The following is a 20,346-nucleotide window of genomic DNA, read 5'->3' as shown; positions in this document are numbered from 1 at the left end:
AATCGTGACAGGGAGATATGAACATGACAAAAGCGAATTCAATTCAGGATATTTATCCGCTGTCTTATATGCAGGAAGGAATGCTTTTTCATTCCCTCCTGCAAAAAGATTCACGGGCATATGTTGAACAAGCCTCTTTTACAATAGAGGGAGAAGTCAATTTTCAGTTTTTCCAAGAGAGCATCAATGCTTTAGTAGCAAGACATGACATTTTCAGAACGATTTTCATCAGCCAAAATGTCTCTTCACCTCAGCAGGTTGTCCTGAGGGAACGGACTGTCAGTGTACTGGAGGAGGACATTGCTCATTTAGATGAAGCGGGCCAATCTGCGTTTGTCGAACAAATAAAAGAAAAGGACCGCGCCAAAGGGTTTCATCTGCAAAAAGATATGCTCATGCGCATCACACTTATTCGAACCGGAGAGCGGCAATATACTTGTATTTGGACCTTTCACCACATCATGATGGACGGCTGGTGCCTCGGCATTGTACTAAAAGAATTCCTTCAGATTTATGCAGCAAAAATAAAAGGGGCTCCATTATCATTGGAGCCCGTTCAGCCATACGGAACTTATATCAATTGGCTGATGGAGCAAGACAAAGAGAAAGCTGTTTCCTATTGGGACAATTATCTTTCCGGCATTGAGCAGCAAACCTTGCTCCCGAAGCAGAAAAAAACAAAGAGCACAAGCAGGCAGGAGCAAATTACATTTTCATTTTCAAAAGAAGACAGCAGCAGGCTGTCAGAGCTTGCCGTAAGAGAAGAAGTCACACTCAGTACAATTTTCCATACCCTATGGGGAATTCTTCTCCAAAAATATAACAATAGTGATGACGCGGTATTCGGTTCTGTCATTTCAGGAAGGCCCTCAGACATTGAAGGAATTGAACAAATGGTCGGGCTTTTCATCAACACGATTCCCATACGGCTGCATGGATCAAAAACGCCATTTTTACAGCTCGTAAAAGACATGCAAAAGGATCGCCTTGCTGCAGAAGCATACAGCTACCATCCTCTATACGAGATACAATCCCGTTCAGCAGTCAAGCAAGGTTTGATTGATCATATTCTTGTATTCGAAAACTATCCGGTGCAGAAAGAAATAGAAATGCTGAACAGCCAGGAGCACGATTCAGATCTTTTTCAGATTCATGACTTCACAGTGGCGGATGAAACCAATTACAGCTTTTATCTTATGGTGGCGCCAGCGGAAGAAATCCATATAAAAATGAGCTATGATGCAGCACTGCATGACCGATCCTTTGTGCTTTCTGTTAAGGAGCATCTTTTGAACACTGTTTCCCAAATCTTAGATCATCCGCATCTCTCACCCGAAGACATCGATATCACAACAGACACTGAAAAGCTGCAGCTGATTGGGGAAATCAAAGATCGCAAACCCGTTTACGAAACCATCCATGCCATGTTTGAAAAACAGGCAGAAAAGACGCCTGACGCGCGGGCTGTGATTGATCAAGCGCATTCTCTGACCTATAAAGAATTGAACGAATCCGCCAACAGATTGGCACGGCATTTGCGGAATAAAGGCATTATGAGGCAGGAACCTGTCGCAATCATGATGGAACGCTCAACTGAGTTCATTACAGGTGTTCTCGGTATATTGAAGGCTGGAGGCGCCATTGTTCCAATCGATCCCCATTATCCGTCTGACAGAATCCATTATATTCTGAATGACAGCGGCTGCTCTCATGTCGTTTCACAAGCGCGTTTTGCACCTTTGCTTGAGACTGGCCTGAATGTTACCTATATGGAAGATACTCAAATCGAAGACAGCAGCTGCTTACATTCAGTGAATAGTGCTGACGATCTGCTCTATATGATTTACACATCAGGCACAACAGGAAAACCAAAAGGCGTTCAATTTGAACATCGAAATATGGCGAACTTGCTGCAGTTCGAATTCACTCGCTCTGGCATTGACTTTGAAAATGATGTTTTGCAATTTGCAACTCCTGCTTTTGACGTCTGCTATCAAGAAATATTTTCAACATTGCTGGGAGGCGGCACACTTCATATCGTGCCTGAAGCTATAAAAAGAGACGTGCCTCAGCTGTTTGCATTTATAAAAGAGCATCAGACGACTATTGTGTTTCTCCCAACAGCTTTTATCAAAATGATTTTCAGCGAACAGGAATTTGCGAACGTGTTTCCTCATGATGTAAAACACCTGATTACAGCCGGTGAGCAATTAATCGTTTCCAGTCTTCTCCAAGATGTTTTGCGTCAGCGCAGTATGTACTTGCACAATCATTATGGACCTTCAGAAACTCATGTAGTGTCGGCATATACCATATATCCGGGTGACCAAATTCCGGAGTTTCCTCCGATCGGAAAACCGATTGATTGTACTGATCTATATATTTTAAATCGCCAAAAACAGCTGCAGCCTCGGGGGGTATCAGGAGAACTATATATTTCCGGTTCAAGTGTCGCCAGAGGTTATATCAATAACGATAAACTGACGAGAGAGAAATTTTTACCCGATCCCTTCAGGCCCGGAGCGGTCATGTACCGAACGGGAGATGTAGCGAGAATTCGTGAAGACGGCAGCTTTGAATATATCGGTCGAGCCGACGATCAAGTGAAAATCAGAGGTTATCGAATCGAGCCGCAAGAAATAGAAATCGCGTTAATGAATCATCCAGAGGTCAAAGAAGCTGCTATTCTTATCAGGCAAAATCAAGGTGAAGAGCATGAGTTATGCGCTTATTATTGCAGTATGCACAGGCTGGATCCCTCGGCTTTTCGACAATATCTGGCAAATGAGCTCCCAGAATATATGATTCCGGCCAAATGGGTCTGGGTTGACAGCATTCCTTTGACGCCGAACGGAAAAGTCGATCAATCAGCTCTTCCAGAACCGGAAGCTTCAATCAGCAGTAATACATACGCTGCTCCGCGGAACCTGTTAGAGGTAAAGCTTTCGCAGCTGTTTGAAGATGTGCTGAAGGAAGCCCCGATCGGCATTCACGACAACTTTTTTGACCGCGGCGGACACTCGTTAAAAGCAACGGTGCTTGTGTCGCGAATCGCCAAGGAATTTCATGTTCAAGTCCCGCTGAAGGACGTATTTGCCCATCCGACAGTGGAAGGATTGGCTCTCATTATTCGACATGCAGAGGAAAATCCCTTTTCGTCAATTGCACAGGCAAAAGAACAACCGACGTACCCAGTATCATCAGCTCAAAAGCGGATGTACGTGCTCCAGCATCTAGATAATGGCGGTGTCGGCTACAACATGCCGGCAGTTTTAGAACTGGAAGGGAAGCTTGATCGCGAAAAACTGGCTGCTGTATTCAAGGAACTGATCAGCCGGCATGAGCCGCTTCGAACGTCCTTTGTGCCGGGAGAAGATGCCGAGCCCGTACAGCGTATTCACAGTGAGGTTCCGTTTACGTTAAGTGAAGAAGCCTCTGCTGCAGGATTTGTCCGTCCATTTGACCTCAGTCAAGCGCCGTTATTCAGAGCTGGCCTTGTAAAACTGGCGAACGAGAAGCATTTGCTGCTGGTGGACATGCATCATATCATTTCCGATGGTGTATCCGTTCAGCTTTTAATCCGCGAATTTACTGAGCGCTATGCAAATCGGACGCTTAAGCCGTTACGAATCCAATATAAAGATTACGCCGTTTGGCAGCAGGAATTTCAAAAGGGAGACACATACAAAAAGCAAGAGACTTACTGGCTGAGACAGTTTAGCGGTGAGCTGCCGATGCTCGAGCTCCCAACAGACAAGCGCCGACCGGCAGAACGGAATTTTACAGGCGGCAAAGTTTTATTTCAAATGAATGAAGAAATCACGTCCCGTCTGAAGCAGCTAGCCCGCGAAAATGAGAGCACGCTGTACATGACGCTACTCGCATTGTATTCAGCTTTTTTGTCGCGGTTAAGCGGTCAGGAAGACATCGTGATCGGTTCGCCTATTGCCGGACGCCCGCATGCCGATCTTGAAGCGGTCCTTGGCATGTTCGTCAATACATTAGCGCTCCGGACGCACCCAGCCGGCAATAAGACATTTACGGATTTTCTGAAGGAAGTCAAGCAGACTGCACTGGAAGCCTATGAGCATCAGGATTATCCGTTTGAAGAGCTGGTTGATCAACTCGGTGTGCAGCGGGAAATGAGCCGGAATCCGCTGTTTGATACAACACTTGTGCTGCAAAATATGGAAAAGCAAACGCTGAAAATGAATGATTTGCTGCTTAGATGGAACGATTTGCAGCATCCGATATCTAAGTTCGATATTTCCCTGTATGTCACGGAGCATGAGGCTGAGCTGTACTGTCAATTTGAATACAGTACCGCTTTGTTTGAAGAAGATACCGTTCAAAGATGGGCCGACCTTTTTACGACACTTGTGGAAAACACAGCTTCCAGTCCTGACATGGAATTGGACGATATCCCGATCCTGACTTTAGAAGAAGAAAGGTCTTTCATTGACTCATGCCAGCCGCTTGAAGGGACAGGCTATCCGTTGAAACAGACCCTGCACCATGCACTCGAACAGCAAGCGGCAAAAACACCTGACCAACCGGCCGTGATCGTTGAAGACGGAGAGATAACCTACAAGGAATTGAACGAACAGGCTAACCGTGTAGCCTGGGAGCTGATCGACCGGGGAGTAAAAGCCGAAACGACTGTTGCCATTATGGGAAGGCGTTCCCCTGAAATGCTGATCGGGATTTATGCGATTCTAAAAGCAGGCGGCGCTTATCTTCCTATTGACCCGGATTATCCAGAGGAACGGATCCGCTTTTTGCTGAAGGACAGCGATGCTGACATTCTCCTTATTCAATCTGACAATCTAGACATTCCGGCTTTTGATGGAGAAATCGTTCATCTCAGTCAATTAAACAGCGGGCTGAAACGTCGTCTGTCCAATCCAAATGTTGAAGTCTATCCGGATTCTTTAGCCTATATGATTTATACATCCGGCTCTACTGGAAGACCTAAGGGTGTACAGGTTGAGCATCAATCTGCAGTGAATTTTTTAAATTCCCTTCAGTTCCGCTATCCTTTGAACCAATCGGACGTCATTTTGCATAAAACGTCGTATTCCTTCGATGCTTCAATATGGGAGCTGTTTTGGTGGCCGTACGCCGGCGCCTCTGTTTATCTGCTTCCTCAAGGAGGCGAAAAAGAACCGGACATGATATTGAAGGTCATAGAAGAACAGCAGATTACAGCGATGCATTTTGTGCCTTCTATGCTTCATGCGTTTTTAGAATATCTAAAAAATGGCCCTGTACCGATCAAAACGAACAGGCTGAAGAGGGTGTTTTCTGGAGGCGAACAGCTGGGGGCACACCTTGTCTCTCGGTTCTGTGAATTGCTGCCAGATGTTACATTAACCAATTCCTATGGGCCTACCGAAGCTACTGTAGAAGCGGCATACTTTGATTGCCCGCTGGATGAAAAACTTGACCGCATTCCCATTGGCAAACCTATTCATCATGTCAGATTGTATATTCTGAACCAGAAGCAGAGGATGCTGCCTGCTGGATGTATCGGAGAATTGTACATCGCCGGAGCCGGCGTCGCCAGAGGCTACTTGAATCGTCCGCAATTAACAGAAGAACGTTTTCTTGATGATCCATTTTATCCGGGTGAACGCATGTACAAAACGGGTGATTTGGCGCGCTGGCTCCCAGACGGACAGGTTGAATTCCTCGGCCGTCTGGATGACCAGGTAAAAATCCGCGGCTATCGGATTGAGCCGGGAGAAATCGAAGCCGCACTCAGAAGCATTGAAGGCGTGCGGGAAGCCGCTGTAACCGTTCGTACAGAAAGCGGCGAGCCGGAATTATGTGCGTATGCGGAAGGACTCGGCAGAAATGAAGTGCGCAAGCAGCTTGAGACATTGCTTCCGGGCTACATGATTCCTGTCCATATCATTGAGATGGAACAATGGCCGGTTACCCCGAGCGGAAAGCTCGACCGAAAAGCGCTGCCTGCTCCTGACGGAGCGGCAGATCGGGAAATCTACACAGCGCCGAGAAACCTGACAGAGATGAAGCTTTCCCAGTTGTGGGAGGAAGTGCTGAAAAGCGGACCTGTCGGCATTCACGATAACTTTTTTGACCGGGGCGGCCATTCCTTAAAAGCCACCGCGCTTGTCTCCCGGATCGCCAAGGAATTCGGCGTCCAGATGCCGCTGAAGGATGTGTTTGCCCATCCGACGGTAGAAGGTTTGGCTTCTGTCATCAGCGAAGGAACGGAAAGTCCGTATGAAGCCATGAAGCCGGCTGAAAAACGCGAGACCTACCCGGTTTCCTCCGCCCAAAAGCGGATGTATGTGCTCCAGCAGCTGGAGGATGGAGGCACAGGCTACAATATGCCGGCAGTCTTGGAGCTGGAAGGAAAGCTGGATCTTACAAGAATGGAGGCCGTATTCAAAAAGCTGATCAAACGCCACGAGTCACTGCGGACGTCCTTTACAACGGACACAGACGGCGAGCCGGTTCAGCGCATCCATGACGAAGTGCCGTTTACATTCCACACCTCTGTGCTCGGCGGACAAACTGAACAGGAAGCCGCGGCAGCGTTTATCCAGCCGTTTGATCTCAGCCAAGCTCCGCTGTTCCGGGCGGGGATCGTCAAGGTATCAGACGGGCGGCATCTATTACTGGTCGATATGCATCACATTATTTCAGATGGTGTTTCAGTCAATACGCTCATTCGGGAATTCGGGGAGCTGTACGCCAATCAAGAGCTACCTGCGCTTCACATTCAATATAAAGACTATGCCGTATGGCAGGAGGCCTTTAAAAAAGGAGACACGTACAAGACGCAGGAGGCATACTGGCTGAAGCAGCTCGAAGGCGAGCTGCCCGTACTGGACCTGCCGGCTGATTACGCCCGGCCGCCGGTGCGAAGCTTCGCGGGTGATCAAGTCTCATTTACGCTCGATCAAGAACTCACAGCCGGGCTTCACAAACTCGCACGCGAGAACGGAAGCACCCTGTACATGGTGCTCCTTGCAGCTTACACAGCGTTATTGGCGCGCTTAAGCGGACAGGAAGACATCATCGTCGGGTCACCAATTGCCGGACGTCCTCACAAAGACCTTGAGCCGATACTTGGAATGTTCGTCAACACCCTGGCGCTCCGGACACGCCCGGAGGGCGGGAAGCCATTTGCGCAATTTTTGCAGGAAGTGCGTGAGACTGCCTTGGAAGCTTACGAACATCAGGATTATCCGTTCGAAGAGCTTGTCGACAAGCTCGGCGTAACAAGGGATATGAGCCGAAATCCAGTGTTTGATGCGATGTTAGTCGTTCAAAATACAGAGCAACAGACTTTGGAGCTGGATGACATACAACTTCAGCCGGCCGGCGTTTCTCATCATGTTTCTAAGTTTGATATCACATTGCAGGCTTCTGAGGGTGACGAGCAAATTCATTTGCAATTTGAATATTCGACTGCACTTTTTCAAGAAGCAACGATAAAACAATGGACATATCACCTGACAAATTTGCTGAGTCATATTGTCAAAAATCCGAACACACTTCTTAACAATATCGACATTCTGACTCATGAAGAGCGAAACAAACTGCTGAATGAGTTTAACAGCGGGCAAGAAAATGAACATAAAGTGCAAACAATCGATCAGCTGTTTGAAAAACAAGCAGTGCTGACTCCGAATGCTCCTGCACTCGTCAGCAGAGAAAACACGCTCACCTATCAGGAACTGGACGAATGGTCCAATGGCATAGCATGGGCCCTGCGAGACCGCGGTGTTAAACCGGACACACCAGTCGGCATTATGATGCCTCGTTCATTCAGCATGATTGCAGCCATTCTGGGCGTTTGGAAAGCCGGCGGCTGTTATGTCCCGATTGATCCGGAATACCCGGCGGAACGGAAACGCTATATACTCGGCGACAGCCGAACCAAACTGCTTATCACTTTACCTGCTGCGGAGCAAGAAGCACTTGAAGATTTTGAAGGTGAGATATTCGCTATAGAGAACGCGGAGACATACGACGGATCACCGCTTCCTCAAGTGTCACGCCCTCAGCATTTGGCTTATATCATTTACACTTCAGGAACGACAGGCCAGCCAAAAGGCGTGATGGTCGAGCATAAAGGAATAGCCAACACCCTGCAGTGGCGGCGAAATGCTTATGCTTTGAATGAGACAGACACAGTCCTTCAGCTCTTTTCTTTTTCGTTTGACGGCTTTTTAACAAGTATGTTCACACCGCTTTTGTCAGGTGCAAAGACAGTGCTGCCTGATGAAAACGAAGCGAAAGATATTTTGTCCATTAAGCATGATCTATCTCATCATCGGATTACACATATGATTATCGTCCCTGTTTTATATCGGGCACTTTTGGACGTCATACAGCCGGAAGATGCGAAGACGCTTAGGGTAGTCACGCTTGCAGGAGAAGCAGCTGACCGGGAATTGATAGACCGCAGCATGGCAATATGCCCGAATACAGAGCTAGCAAATGAATATGGGCCGACAGAAAACAGTGTGGCAACCACAGCCATGAGACATATGGAACGGCAGAAAAACGTATGCATCGGCCGGCCGATCGACAATACTGAAGTGCTGATTTTAAACGGGGATCAGCTTCAGCCAATCGGCGTTGCCGGCGAGCTTTGCATAGCAGGAACAGGGCTTGCGAGAGGGTACGTCAATCTTCCGGAACTGACAGCAAAAACGTTCGTTCAGCACCCATTCCAGCCCGAAAAACGCATGTACCGAACAGGTGACGCAGCCAGATGGATGGCAGACGGTTCAATCGAATACTTAGGACGGAGGGACGATCAAGTCAAAATCAGAGGCCACCGAGTAGAAACGAAAGAAATTGAATCGGTTATCCGCCGTATAAACGGAGTAAAAGAGGCTGTTGTCCTTGCTCGCGAAACAGCGCCTGCTCAAACCGAATTATGTGCTTACATTTTGGCAGAGCAAGACTTTAATACAGAAATGCTGCGTGCCGAATTAAAAAAACAGCTGCCTTTATATATGATGCCGGCGTTTATTCAAACGCTGGACTCGCTTCCTTTGTCACCAAATGGCAAGCTGGATCGCCGGGCACTTCCAGAACCGGCATTCAATCAAGTACGTACATTTCATGCACCGAACAGCGAGATGGAACAAAAACTGGCAGATATATGGGGTGAAGTGCTCGGTGCAGAGAAAATCGGAATTGATGATTCGTTCTTTGAGCTCGGAGGAGATTCCATTAAAGCGTTACAGGTGTCAGCACGGCTTCATCGAATCGGGAAACAAATGTCGGTTAAAGATTTATTCAGTCATCCGACAATTAAAGAACTGGCAGCATATATCCGTGATTCCGATACTAGTGCCAGCCAAGCTCCGGTTGAGGGAGAAGTACAGTGGTCACCTGTTCAAAAATGGTTCCTTTCTCAAGATATAAAAGAGAAACACTATTTTAATCAATCTGTTATGCTGCATCGGAGTACCTCCATTCAAGAAGTCGCGCTGCGCAAAACGTTAAAAGCCATCACCATCCACCACGATGCGCTGCGAATGGTGTTCACACAGTCTGAGCAAGGCAAATGGGTTCAATATAATCGGCCGGTCAGTCATTCAGATGACGCGCTGTACAGCCTTCAGATCATCAATCTTAAAGGTTCAGAAGTCAATGAATATGAATCTCTGATTAAACATCATGTACGTGACATTCAGCAGAACATAGATTTGGAAAAAGGGCCGCTATTGCAGGCCGGACTTTTCCGTACAGATGACGGAGACTTTTTGTTCCTAACGGCTCATCACTTCATTGTTGACGGCGTCTCATGGCGTGTCCTGCTGGAGGATTTGGCAACCGGATACCGTCAGGCTGTAAACGGAGAAGACATTGATTTGCCGCCTAAAACAAGCTCTTTCAAAGCATATACGGAAAAACTCGCTGACTATACTGAAAGCCGTCAGCTTATGAAACAGCTCGCATATTGGCGCGAAGCTGAAGAGTATCAAACAGAAGCACTGCCGTTTGATCAAATGGACGCTCAAACGGCAAATGAGAGAAAACGGGATACAGTTTCATTCTCTCTAAATACAAAAGAGACGAAGGCGCTTTTAAAACGTGTCAACAGCACATATAACACAGATACGCAAGATATGCTGCTGGCTTCCGTGATTCTAGCTTTGCGGGATTGGACAAAACAATCCGCCGTCAAATTGTCATTAGAAAGCCACGGACGCGAGGATGTGTTAGACGGCATAGATGTCAGCCGCACGGTTGGATGGTTTACCGCCATTTATCCATTATTCGTCAAACTAGATTCAGACTTGACCGACAAGGATCAAGAAGAATACTTGGTTCATGTGTTAAAAACAACAAAAGATACACTGAGACGCGTTCCGGACAAAGGATTCGGCTACGGTGTACTCAAATATTTGACTCCGCCTGAGAAAACTGACCTTGATTTCACCGGCACGGCGGACATCAGCTTCAACTATCTGGGTCAATTTGAAAACAGCCGTACAACTGAAGCGCCTGATGAAAACACCTTCTCGTTTTCTCCGCTCGGGACCGGAGAAGATATCAGCACTTCTTGGAACCGTGAGCAAACGCTTGACATCAGTGCGATGGCAGCAGAAGGAAAAATGACAGTCAACATGACGTATGAAACATCCCGTTTCCAGCATAAAACAATCGCACAGCTTTGTGAGAATTGCCATCACTACTTACTGAAGCTGATTGATCACTGTCTGAACAAAACAGAAACAGAAAAAACCATCAGCGATTTTGATGATCATGAACTGACCGAGGACGCGCTCCAAGAAATCGCTGATATGCTCAGTTTTCACTAATGAAACCGTATAGAAAGGTGCAGGCGATATGGTTAAAACCAAAAAAATCAAGAACATTTATCCTCTGAGTCATATGCAGGAGGGAATGCTGTTTCATTCCTTCCTCCATAAAGAGGAGGGAGCTTATGTTGAGCAGTCGCTCTTTACGATAAAAGGAAGCCTTAGCTATGAGATGTTTCAGCGCAGTATTCAAGCCATCATCGACCGCCATGATATTTTCAGAACTGTATTTCTGCCGCACGTCCCCAATCTGTCGGGACCTCGGCAGGTCGTGATGACAGAACGGAAATTCCATTTGTACACTGAGGATATTTCCAGCCTGCAAACGAATGAGCGTAATGATTATATTGAACAGTTTAAGGAGAAAGATAAGAAAAAAGGGTTTGATTTGCAAAAAGACATGCTGATGCGGATTTCTCTGCTCAAAACAGCGGAAAATGAGCATGTCTGTGTCTGGAGCCACCATCACATCTTAATGGACGGCTGGTGTCTCGGAATCATTCTGCAGGAATTTATGCAAATCTATCAATCTATCCATACAGGAAATCACCTTGCTTTGGAGCCTGTTCGCCCCTACAGCACCTATATTTCTTGGCTGACAAAACAAGACAAAGAAACGGCAGCAGACTACTGGCGTGCTTATCTGAAAAACTACAGCACCCCCTCACAGCTGCCTCGGGTGACGGACAGAGAAGCAAAAGAAGGGTATTACCGTGAAGAATTAATTTTCACTCTACATCAAAAGCTGACGGACAAGCTAAAAGAGACCGCCAAACAAACAGGCGTCACGCTTGCCACCTTTATTCAAACGGTCTGGGGTGTCATGCTCCAGCGCTACAACCGAACGGACGATGTCGTTTTTGGCGCGGTCGTTTCAGGCAGACCATCTGAAATCCCGGGTGTTGAGTCAATGATCGGATTGTTTATCAATACAGTTCCGGTTCGTGTTAAAACAGGCAAAGAAGAAACGTTTGCAGAACTGCTCAGCCGCTGTCAACAAGATATGCTGGACGCTGAGCCGTTTACCTGCCATCCTTTATTCGATATTCAGGCAAACACCGCCTTAAAACAGGAACTGATTGACCACATTATTGTCTTTGAAAATTATCCGTTACAGCAAAAAATGGCTGACTCAGCTGATCAGATTGATTCACCTCTGCAAATAGACAATGTAAAAGTGTCTGAACAGTCAGGATACAATTTCAACCTTGTCGTTGCTCCCGGTGATGAACTCGTCATCAAGTTCAGCTATAATGCGCACGTGTATGATGCTGCCTGGATGACCTGCATCCAAAGACAGCTGACACAAGCGTTACAAGCCGCTGCAGATCACCCTGACATTCCCGTTGCAGACTTTTCCTTTCTTGATCCGAAAGAAAAAGAGCAGATTTTAACACAATGTAACGACACTTCGACGGCGTATCCGAAAAACAAAACAGTGATAGATATATTCCGCGAACAGGCAGTAAAAACACCGGATCAAACAGCTCTGGTTTACGGAAATAGGTCCATTTCGTATCGTGAACTCGATCAAAAATCGGATGCACTGGCCAGAACATTGTATGAAAACGGGCTGCGCCGGAACGGAACAGCCGGTATTTTGGCTGGTCATTCTCCTGAATTCATCATTAGTGTACTGGCTGTTTTAAAAGCAGGGGGGACATACCTTCCTCTTGACGCGGAGCTTCCGCCTGAACGGATCAGCTATATGCTCGACGAAACAAAAGCCGCTATGCTGATTGTTCAAAAAGGACTGGAGCCAAACACAGCGTTTGCTGGAACCTTCATTTCTGCAGATGCAGAGGCGATGATTGAAGAACATACGAAACCTTTGGAAATCGTCACTGGCCCGGATGATCTCGCGTACATCATGTATACTTCCGGTTCGACAGGCCGGCCTAAAGGCGTCATGATTACCAATCGCAATGTCGTGTCCCTTGTTTGCAACAGCAATTACACATCAGCTTCTGTAAATGACCGGTTTATCCTGACAGGGTCCATCAGCTTTGACGCCGTCACCTTTGAAATGTTTGGAGCGCTTTTAAAAGGAGCAACTCTGCATATCATTGATAAATCAACAATGCTGACACCAGATCGTTTTGGCGCGTATTTAATTGAAAACAACATTACTGTGCTGTTTTTGACAACCGCTCTTTTTAATCAGCTGGCACAAGCTCAAGCTGACATGTTTCACAGGCTTCATACGCTATATGTCGGGGGCGAAGCGCTGTCGCCTGAGCTTATAAATGCTGTCAGGCGCGCGTGTCCGAACCTTTCGCTTTATAATATCTATGGACCGACAGAAAACACGACGTTCTCAACCTTTTTTGAGATTAAAAGAGACTATGCCACTCCTATCCCGATCGGGAAACCGATCAGCAATTGTACCGCTTTCATTTTAGATGCAAAAGGATGTCTCTTGCCAATAGGCGTTCCCGGAGAGCTATGTGTCGGCGGTGACGGGGTGGCAAAAGGCTATTTAAACAGAGATGATGTAACAGCTGCCGTTTTTTCTCCTGATCCTTTCATACCTGGAGAAAGAATATACCGTACCGGTGATTTGGCGCGGTGGCTGCCTGATGGGAACCTAGAATATATCAGCCGGATTGACAGACAGATTAAAATTCGCGGAAAACGGATTGAGCCCGCTGAAATTGAAGCGCGGCTGTTAGAAATCGAAGGGGTCCGTGAAGCGGCAGTTACATTGCTGGAAACAGATGGAGAGGCGCAGCTATACACGCATTATGTTAGTGATGAAAGCAGAAACGAAAAGGAAATTCGCGCTGCATTGGCACGAGTGCTTCCTGACTACATGATTCCGCAGCGCTGGGTTCGGGTTGACCGTATGCCGCTTACCGGAAACGGAAAAATCAATCGCAGCGCACTCCCTGTTCCAGAAAACGAGTCTGAAAATCGTCAGGACCTCACACCGCCCAGAAACTGGGTCGAACAGGAATTGGCGCAAATTTGGAAAAGCGTACTCGGCGTTAAAACGATCGGAATACATGATGATTTCTTCGCTCTTGGCGGACATTCACTAAAAGCGCTTCAAGTGATACACATGCTTAAACATCATCAGCATATTGATATACCGATTGATGTCTTATTCGAAAATCCGACGATCGCCCAGCTTGCGGAAAAGCTTTATTCTAATCAGCTGTCAGCGGCCGGCGAACAGCATGTGATCCAACTGAACCAGCAAGGCGGAAAAAACCTGTTCTGCTTCCCGCCGATTTCAGGCTTCGGGATTTATTTTAAAGACCTGGCATTGCAGCTGAATCACAAAGCAGCCGTGTATGGCTTTCATTTTATTGAGGAAGACAGCCGCATCGAACAATATGTCAGCCGCATTACCGAAATACAGCCAGAAGGGCCGTACGTTCTATTAGGCTACTCCGCGGGCGGAAACTTGGCTTTTGAGGTCGTACAGGCTATGGAGCAGAAAGGATTAGAAGTCAGTGACTTCATTATCGTAGACGCCTACAAAAAGGATCAGTCTATAACAGCAGATACCGAAAACGACGACTCAGCCGCATACCTGCCGGAAGCAGTCAGAGAAACAGTGATGCAGAAAAAAAGGTGTTATCAGGAATATTGGGCTCAGTTAATAAATGAAGGCCGCATCAAATCAAACATTCATTTCATTGAAGCTGGCATTCAAACCGAAACGAGCGGGGCTATGGTATTACAGAAATGGCAAGACGCCGCTGAGGAAGGCTATGCCGAATACACCGGGTACGGCGCACACAAAGACATGCTGGAAGGTGAATTTGCTGAAAAAAATGCAAATATTATCCTCTATATTTTAGACAAGATCAATTCAGTTCAAAAAGTGCTGCCAAATAAGCATTAAACAAATACTTGCCGGACAGAAGCGTATCTCTGTCCGGTTTTCTTTTTGCAAGAGCGTCGCGCATAAGAATGGATGCAAAAAAGCGGGGAATGATAACATCATCCTTTTTCTTGGAGGCTTGTCATGGAACATCTTTCTTGGCTTACTTTTTTTATGCTGATACTGGCGAGTTACAGGCTGACACACTTAATTGTATTCGACAAAATTACTGAATTCATCCGAAAACCTTTTATGAAAAAGAAAAGAACCGTTGATGCAAACGGGCATGTGAATGAAAAAAACGTGCCGTCCTCAAACTTTGGCTATATGTTAAATTGCTACTGGTGCGCGGGCGTTTGGTGTGCCATCCTGATCGGGCTTGGCTATCTTTTTTTACCCGATATCGCTGTTCCGGTGATTTTCATATTATCGATCGCAGGCGCACAGGCCATTCTTGAATCAGCTGTCGGCGTAGGCGTAAAACTCGTAGACGTGTTAAAAAGTGTCCAAATTCTCATAAATGATAAAAAGTCCTAAAGCAGGGTAAAGAGGCTTCGGGGCTTTTTTACGTTCAGCCGGTTATAAATCCGGTTTCTTCAATCCAATTAAGCACCCTTTTACAGCCCGGGAATACCGTAATAACGAATAGTGAAAGCGATGTAATGGGGGAGAAGAAACAGAATGAAGGGTTGTCAAAAGCCGATTGTACGTATTCTTGTCAGCTTGCTCATCGGAACGTTAATCATATCCGTTCCTTATCTGGCCAAAGCACAAACGGACAGGGAACTGAGAGCCGTATGGATTGCATCCGTACTAAACCTTGATTGGCCGTCAAAAAAAGGCTTATCGATTGAAGCGCAAAAACAGGAGTATCTCAGCCTGCTGGATGACGTTCAGTCAATGGGAATGAATGCCGTCATTGTTCAAATTAAGCCGACGGCCGATGCCTTTTATCCGTCCGCTTACGGGCCTTGGTCTGAATATTTGACTGGTGTTCAAGGAAAAGACCCAGGTTATGATCCGCTTGCTTTTATGATTGAAGAAGCCCATAAACGAAATCTTGAATTTCACGCTTGGGTTAATCCTTACCGTATTACGATGAACCATACAGATCTCAATAAATTGTCTGATGATCACCCGGCAAGAAAGCATCCGGACTGGGTCGTGGCTTACGGAAAGCAGCTTTATTATAATCCCGGCATTCCTGAAGCGAGGGATTTTATCATCGAAGGTATTGAAGAAGTCGTAAAGCATTATGACGTTGATGCCGTTCATATGGATGATTATTTTTACCCTTATAAAATAGCCGGACAGGAATTTCCTGATACAGTACAGTATGAACAATACGGGAAAGACACGTTTCCCGATATTGATGACTGGCGAAGAGATAATGTAAACCAGCTTGTCAGCCAAATCAATCAAACAATCAAAGCTGAAAAACCATATGTCAAATTCGGCATCAGTCCATTCGGTGTATGGAGAAATGCAGAAGACGACCCAACCGGATCGAATACCAAAGCAGGTGTCAGAAATTATGACGACCTTTATGCAGATACGAGACACTGGATCCAGCAAGGCGACATCGACTATATTGCCCCGCAAATTTACTGGAGCATCGGCTTCAACGCAGCCGCTTATGACGTGCTGGCTGATTGGTGGAGCAACGAGGTCAAAAACAGACCCGTTCATTTATACATCGGGCAGGCAGCCTATAAAATCAATAACAATTTTGACCCGCCTTGGTCCGACCCTGAAGAATACGCCAGACAAATCAATCTCAACCGTCAGCTGGAGCTGGTGAAAGGAAGCATGCATTTCAGCCTCAAAGACCTCAATAAAAATCCGCTCGGCATCAAAGACAGACTCATCACCGACCTGTACAGCAAGCCTGCATTGGTACCCGAAATGCCTTGGCTCGACAGCAAAGCACCGAAAAAACCGAAACTGATCAAAGTAACCGCAGACGATAACGGAAACCTCCTGCACATACAAGACCACTCATCAAATCGAAAAACAAAGGAAACAGCCTATTATGCGATATACAGGGCTGAAGGAAAACAGGAGCAAACATTGCTGGCCACAGCAAGAAAAACAAACGACAAGCAAACCTTCCTGGATGACACGGCAGAACCAAATAAAACATATACCTATTATGTCACGTCCGCAGACCGGCTTCATAACGAAAGCAAGGCCTCGAAAAGAAAAATAAATCAATAGCCCGCAGAGACGGCTGTTACTAGCCGTCTTTTTCAACAAATTGCGTTTTTATGAATGAGACAAGAAACGTATTGCCGGTGCTGAATTACTAAGAGAAAATGATTTTTAATGATTTCCCTGTATTGGAATCTGAGCATTTCGTATTAAAAAAAATCGAAGAGGCACACTTGCAAAATATATTTTCAATCTATGAACATGACGAAGTATTTAAAAACTGCGGCATCATTCCTAAACATAACATAAAGACAGTACATAAAATGATTAGCCATTTTGATCGAGATTATCAGAAAAAAGCGGGGGATTTATGAGAAGTATCAAGGAACTACAATGACGTTAAAATCAGTTGCCGAACAAGCAAATGTCACGCAAGGAACCGTTTATTATCATTTTCGCACAAAAGAGAACCTGATGCTGGAGGTGGTTCGTCATGTGTAAGACAGTTCATGGGCAAACGTAAAGAACAATCAGCGTCCGCCAACCGAAAAGCTAAAATCAGCAAAAGCCCGAACGAAGGAAAATGCTTATTATCACCGGTTAATTTTAACGCTAACGTTTTAATTTTCAGACTTCTTTTGTCAGGGAATGATTCCTGAATTCACTTAATAGGATGTTACAAAGATGTGAAGGAGGAAACCAAGTGAATTTTGAGCTGACAAAAGAACAGCAAATGGTTCGTGAAATGGTAAAGGATTTTGCAAAGAGAGAAATTGCTCCTCACGCAGAACATGTAGATCAAACGGGTGAATTTCCGATACAAACGTTTCAAAAAATGGGTGATCTCGGACTGATGGGCATCCCCTTTCCTGAGGAATACGGGGGATCAGGCGGAGATACGATTTCCTATGCCTTAGCTGTTGAAGAAATCGGCAAAGCATGCGGCAGTACAGGATTAAGCTATGCAGCTGCAGTTTCACTCGGTGCAAGCCCTCTATATTACTTCGGGACAGAAGAACAAAAACGGGCGCATTTGATTCCTCTGGCTTCCGGAAAAGCACTCGGATCATTCGGCCTGACAGAACCAAATGCCGGCTCTGATGCAGGAGGCACGCAAACGAAAGCGGTGATAGATGGTGATGAATATGTGATTAACGGCGAAAAATGCTGGATCACAAATGCCAGCTATGCACGTACGATAATTGTGACGGCAGTGACAGGCAAAAATGAGAGCGGAAATAATATCATCTCCGCATTGATTGTTCCGACTGACACACCCGGCCTTACCATAACGAGCCCGTACGATAAAATGGGCGTGCGCGGATCAAATACAGCGGAAATTTTGCTTGAGGATGTCCGTGTCCCCGCAAGTTACCTGCTCGGCGACCCTTCAAAAGGATTTAAACAGTTTCTTCATACCCTGGATGGCGGACGCATTTCAATTGCCGCTCTTGCAGTCGGCATTGCCCAAGCGGCACTTGAAGCCTCCTTAGCCTATGCGAAAGAACGTAAGCAGTTCGGACAGCCGATCTCTTCCTTTCAGGCCATTCAGTTTAAACTTGCCGACATGGCGATGGAAATCGATCTTGCCCGCCAAATGGTATTAAAAGCTGCCTGGCTGAAAGATCATAAGCGACCGTTTACGAAAGAAGCGGCTTATGCCAAGCTGTTTGCCTCTGAAATGGCAACGAGGGCATGCAACCAAGCGATTCAAATACACGGCGGTTCCGGCTACATGAGGGAATATGCGGTTGAACGGATGCTGCGGGATGCAAAATTGATGGAAATTGGAGAAGGCACATCAGAAATTCAGCGTATCGTGATCGCCAGACAGCTTCTAAAATAAAATGTAAACGCTTTCTGATCTCGTGAAAGGAGGACCGACACATGTCCGAACTCATCCATTGCACAATCGGCAGGCTGCTGGAACAAACGGCAGCAGCCTATCCTGATCAAGAAGCGGTTGTCTATCCCGAACGGAATCTCCGCTATACGTACGCGCAATTCAACAGGCTGTGCCGCCAAACCGCTAAAGGACTCATAGGGATGGGAATTAGAAAGGGAGACCACGTGGCCATATGGGCCTCGAATATACCGGAATGGCTTGCTGCTCAATTCGCCACCGCAAAAATCGGGGCCGTGCTCGTTACCGTAAATACAAATTACCAATCCCAAGAGCTTGATTACTTGCTGAGACAATCAGATGCGGATGCACTTATCGTCATGGATTCATATCGCGGCACTTCCTATACTGAGATCTTGAACAGCTTAATTCCCGAGCTGAAGGAAGCAGAGCCCGGGCAGCTGCAATCAGAACGCTATCCGTGTTTAAAAACATTGATTTATATCGGTGAAAAACGTTTACCTGGTATGTATCATTGGGACGATACAGAGATGTTGGCACAAACAGTGTCAGATGCCGAGCTGGAAGCAAGAATGAGCAGCCTTGAAAAAGATGATGTCATTAACATGCAATACACGTCAGGAACGACAGGATTTCCTAAAGGAGTGATGCTGACTCATTTTAATGTCATCAACAACGCCGCAAATATCGCTGAATGTATGAAATTAACCTCATCTGACCGCATGTGCATTCCGGTTCCGTTTTTCCATTGCTTCGGCTGCGTGCTTGGCGTTTTGGCATGTGTGACCGTCGGAGCAGCCATGGTACCTGTTGTAGAATTTGAACCTGCTACAGTCCTTAAAACGGTTGAAAACGAGACATGCACAGCACTGCACGGTGTTCCGACGATGTTTATCGCGGAGCTTCATCTTCAAGATTTTGATTCTTATGATCTGTCCTCGTTGCGAACAGGCATCATGGCAGGATCATCCTGTCCGAGTGAGGTGATGAAAGCTGTCATTGAAAAAATGGGCATGACAGACATCACAATCGCCTACGGACAAACGGAAGCTTCGCCGGTGATCACACAAACAAGAGCTAATGATTCCTTCCAAAGAAGAGTGGAAACAACCGGCCGAGCCTTGCCAGAGGTCGAAGTGAAAATTGTGGAGCCCGGCACGTTTAATGAGGTTCAAAGAGGCGTACAGGGAGAGCTTTGTACCCGCGGCTATCATGTGATGAAGGGCTATTATAAAGACGAAGAAGCTACCCAAAAGGCAATCAACCCAGAAGGATGGCTCTTTACCGGTGATCTCGCTGTGATGGATGCAGACGGATACTGCCGCGTCACCGGGAGATTAAAAGACATGCTCATCAGAGGCGGTGAAAACGTTTATCCGAGAGAAATAGAAGAATTTTTATACCGTCATCCTAATATTTTAGATGTACAGGTAGTTGGTGTGCCTGACGAAAAATACGGGGAGGAGGCAGCTGCCTGGATTAAGCTGAAAGAGGGAAAAACAGCTTCACCCGAAGAGCTGAAAACCTATTGCAAAGGGAAAATCGCCCGCCACAAAATTCCGCGTTATTTCATCTTTACAGACGAGTATCCTATGACGGCCTCAGGCAAAATTCAAAAATACAAGCTTCGTGAAAAAACGATTCAGCTGTTTCACTTACCATCAAGTCAATGAGGGGTG

At 46.3% G+C, this 20,346-nt stretch carries 7 protein-coding genes; all 7 read left to right on the top strand.

Annotation, left to right across the window (positions count from 1 at the left end):
- The first annotated feature begins 23 nt into the window (after positions 1 to 23).
- Entirely contained in the window at positions 24 to 10,820 is a 10,797-nt protein-coding gene (fenA, locus tag WA325_RS01755; protein WP_336183118.1) for a fengycin non-ribosomal peptide synthetase FenA, read from the top strand.
- A 28-nt stretch (positions 10,821 to 10,848) separates the two neighbouring features.
- Positions 10,849 to 14,673, top strand: a complete 3,825-nt coding sequence (gene fenB, locus WA325_RS01750) for a fengycin non-ribosomal peptide synthetase FenB (protein WP_336183117.1) — start codon at positions 10,849 to 10,851, stop codon at positions 14,671 to 14,673.
- 123 nt (positions 14,674 to 14,796) lie between these two features.
- Entirely contained in the window at positions 14,797 to 15,189 is a 393-nt protein-coding gene (locus WA325_RS01745) for a DUF1360 domain-containing protein (RefSeq protein ID WP_105954382.1), read from the top strand.
- A 144-nt stretch (positions 15,190 to 15,333) separates the two neighbouring features.
- The gene (locus tag WA325_RS01740) at positions 15,334 to 16,869 is read left to right on the top strand and encodes a glycoside hydrolase family 10 protein (protein ID WP_105991939.1); all 1,536 of its coding nucleotides are present in this window, start codon (positions 15,334 to 15,336) and stop codon (positions 16,867 to 16,869) included.
- A 327-nt stretch (positions 16,870 to 17,196) separates the two neighbouring features.
- The gene (locus WA325_RS21420) at positions 17,197 to 17,304 is read left to right on the top strand and encodes a TetR/AcrR family transcriptional regulator (protein ID WP_232351018.1); all 108 of its coding nucleotides are present in this window, start codon (positions 17,197 to 17,199) and stop codon (positions 17,302 to 17,304) included.
- Between the two features lie 202 nt (positions 17,305 to 17,506).
- On the top strand, positions 17,507 to 18,649 hold the full coding sequence (locus WA325_RS01730; protein WP_105954380.1) for an acyl-CoA dehydrogenase family protein: 1,143 nt from the start codon (positions 17,507 to 17,509) through the stop codon (positions 18,647 to 18,649).
- A 41-nt stretch (positions 18,650 to 18,690) separates the two neighbouring features.
- Entirely contained in the window at positions 18,691 to 20,340 is a 1,650-nt protein-coding gene (locus WA325_RS01725; RefSeq protein WP_248336531.1) for an AMP-binding protein, read from the top strand.
- The last annotated feature ends 6 nt before the right edge of the window (positions 20,341 to 20,346 follow it).

Source organism: Bacillus sp. 205(2023) (genome assembly GCF_037027485.1).
Lineage (GTDB): Bacteria > Bacillota > Bacilli > Bacillales > Bacillaceae > Bacillus > Bacillus halotolerans.
This window is presented reverse-complemented; position numbering and strand designations above follow the sequence as displayed.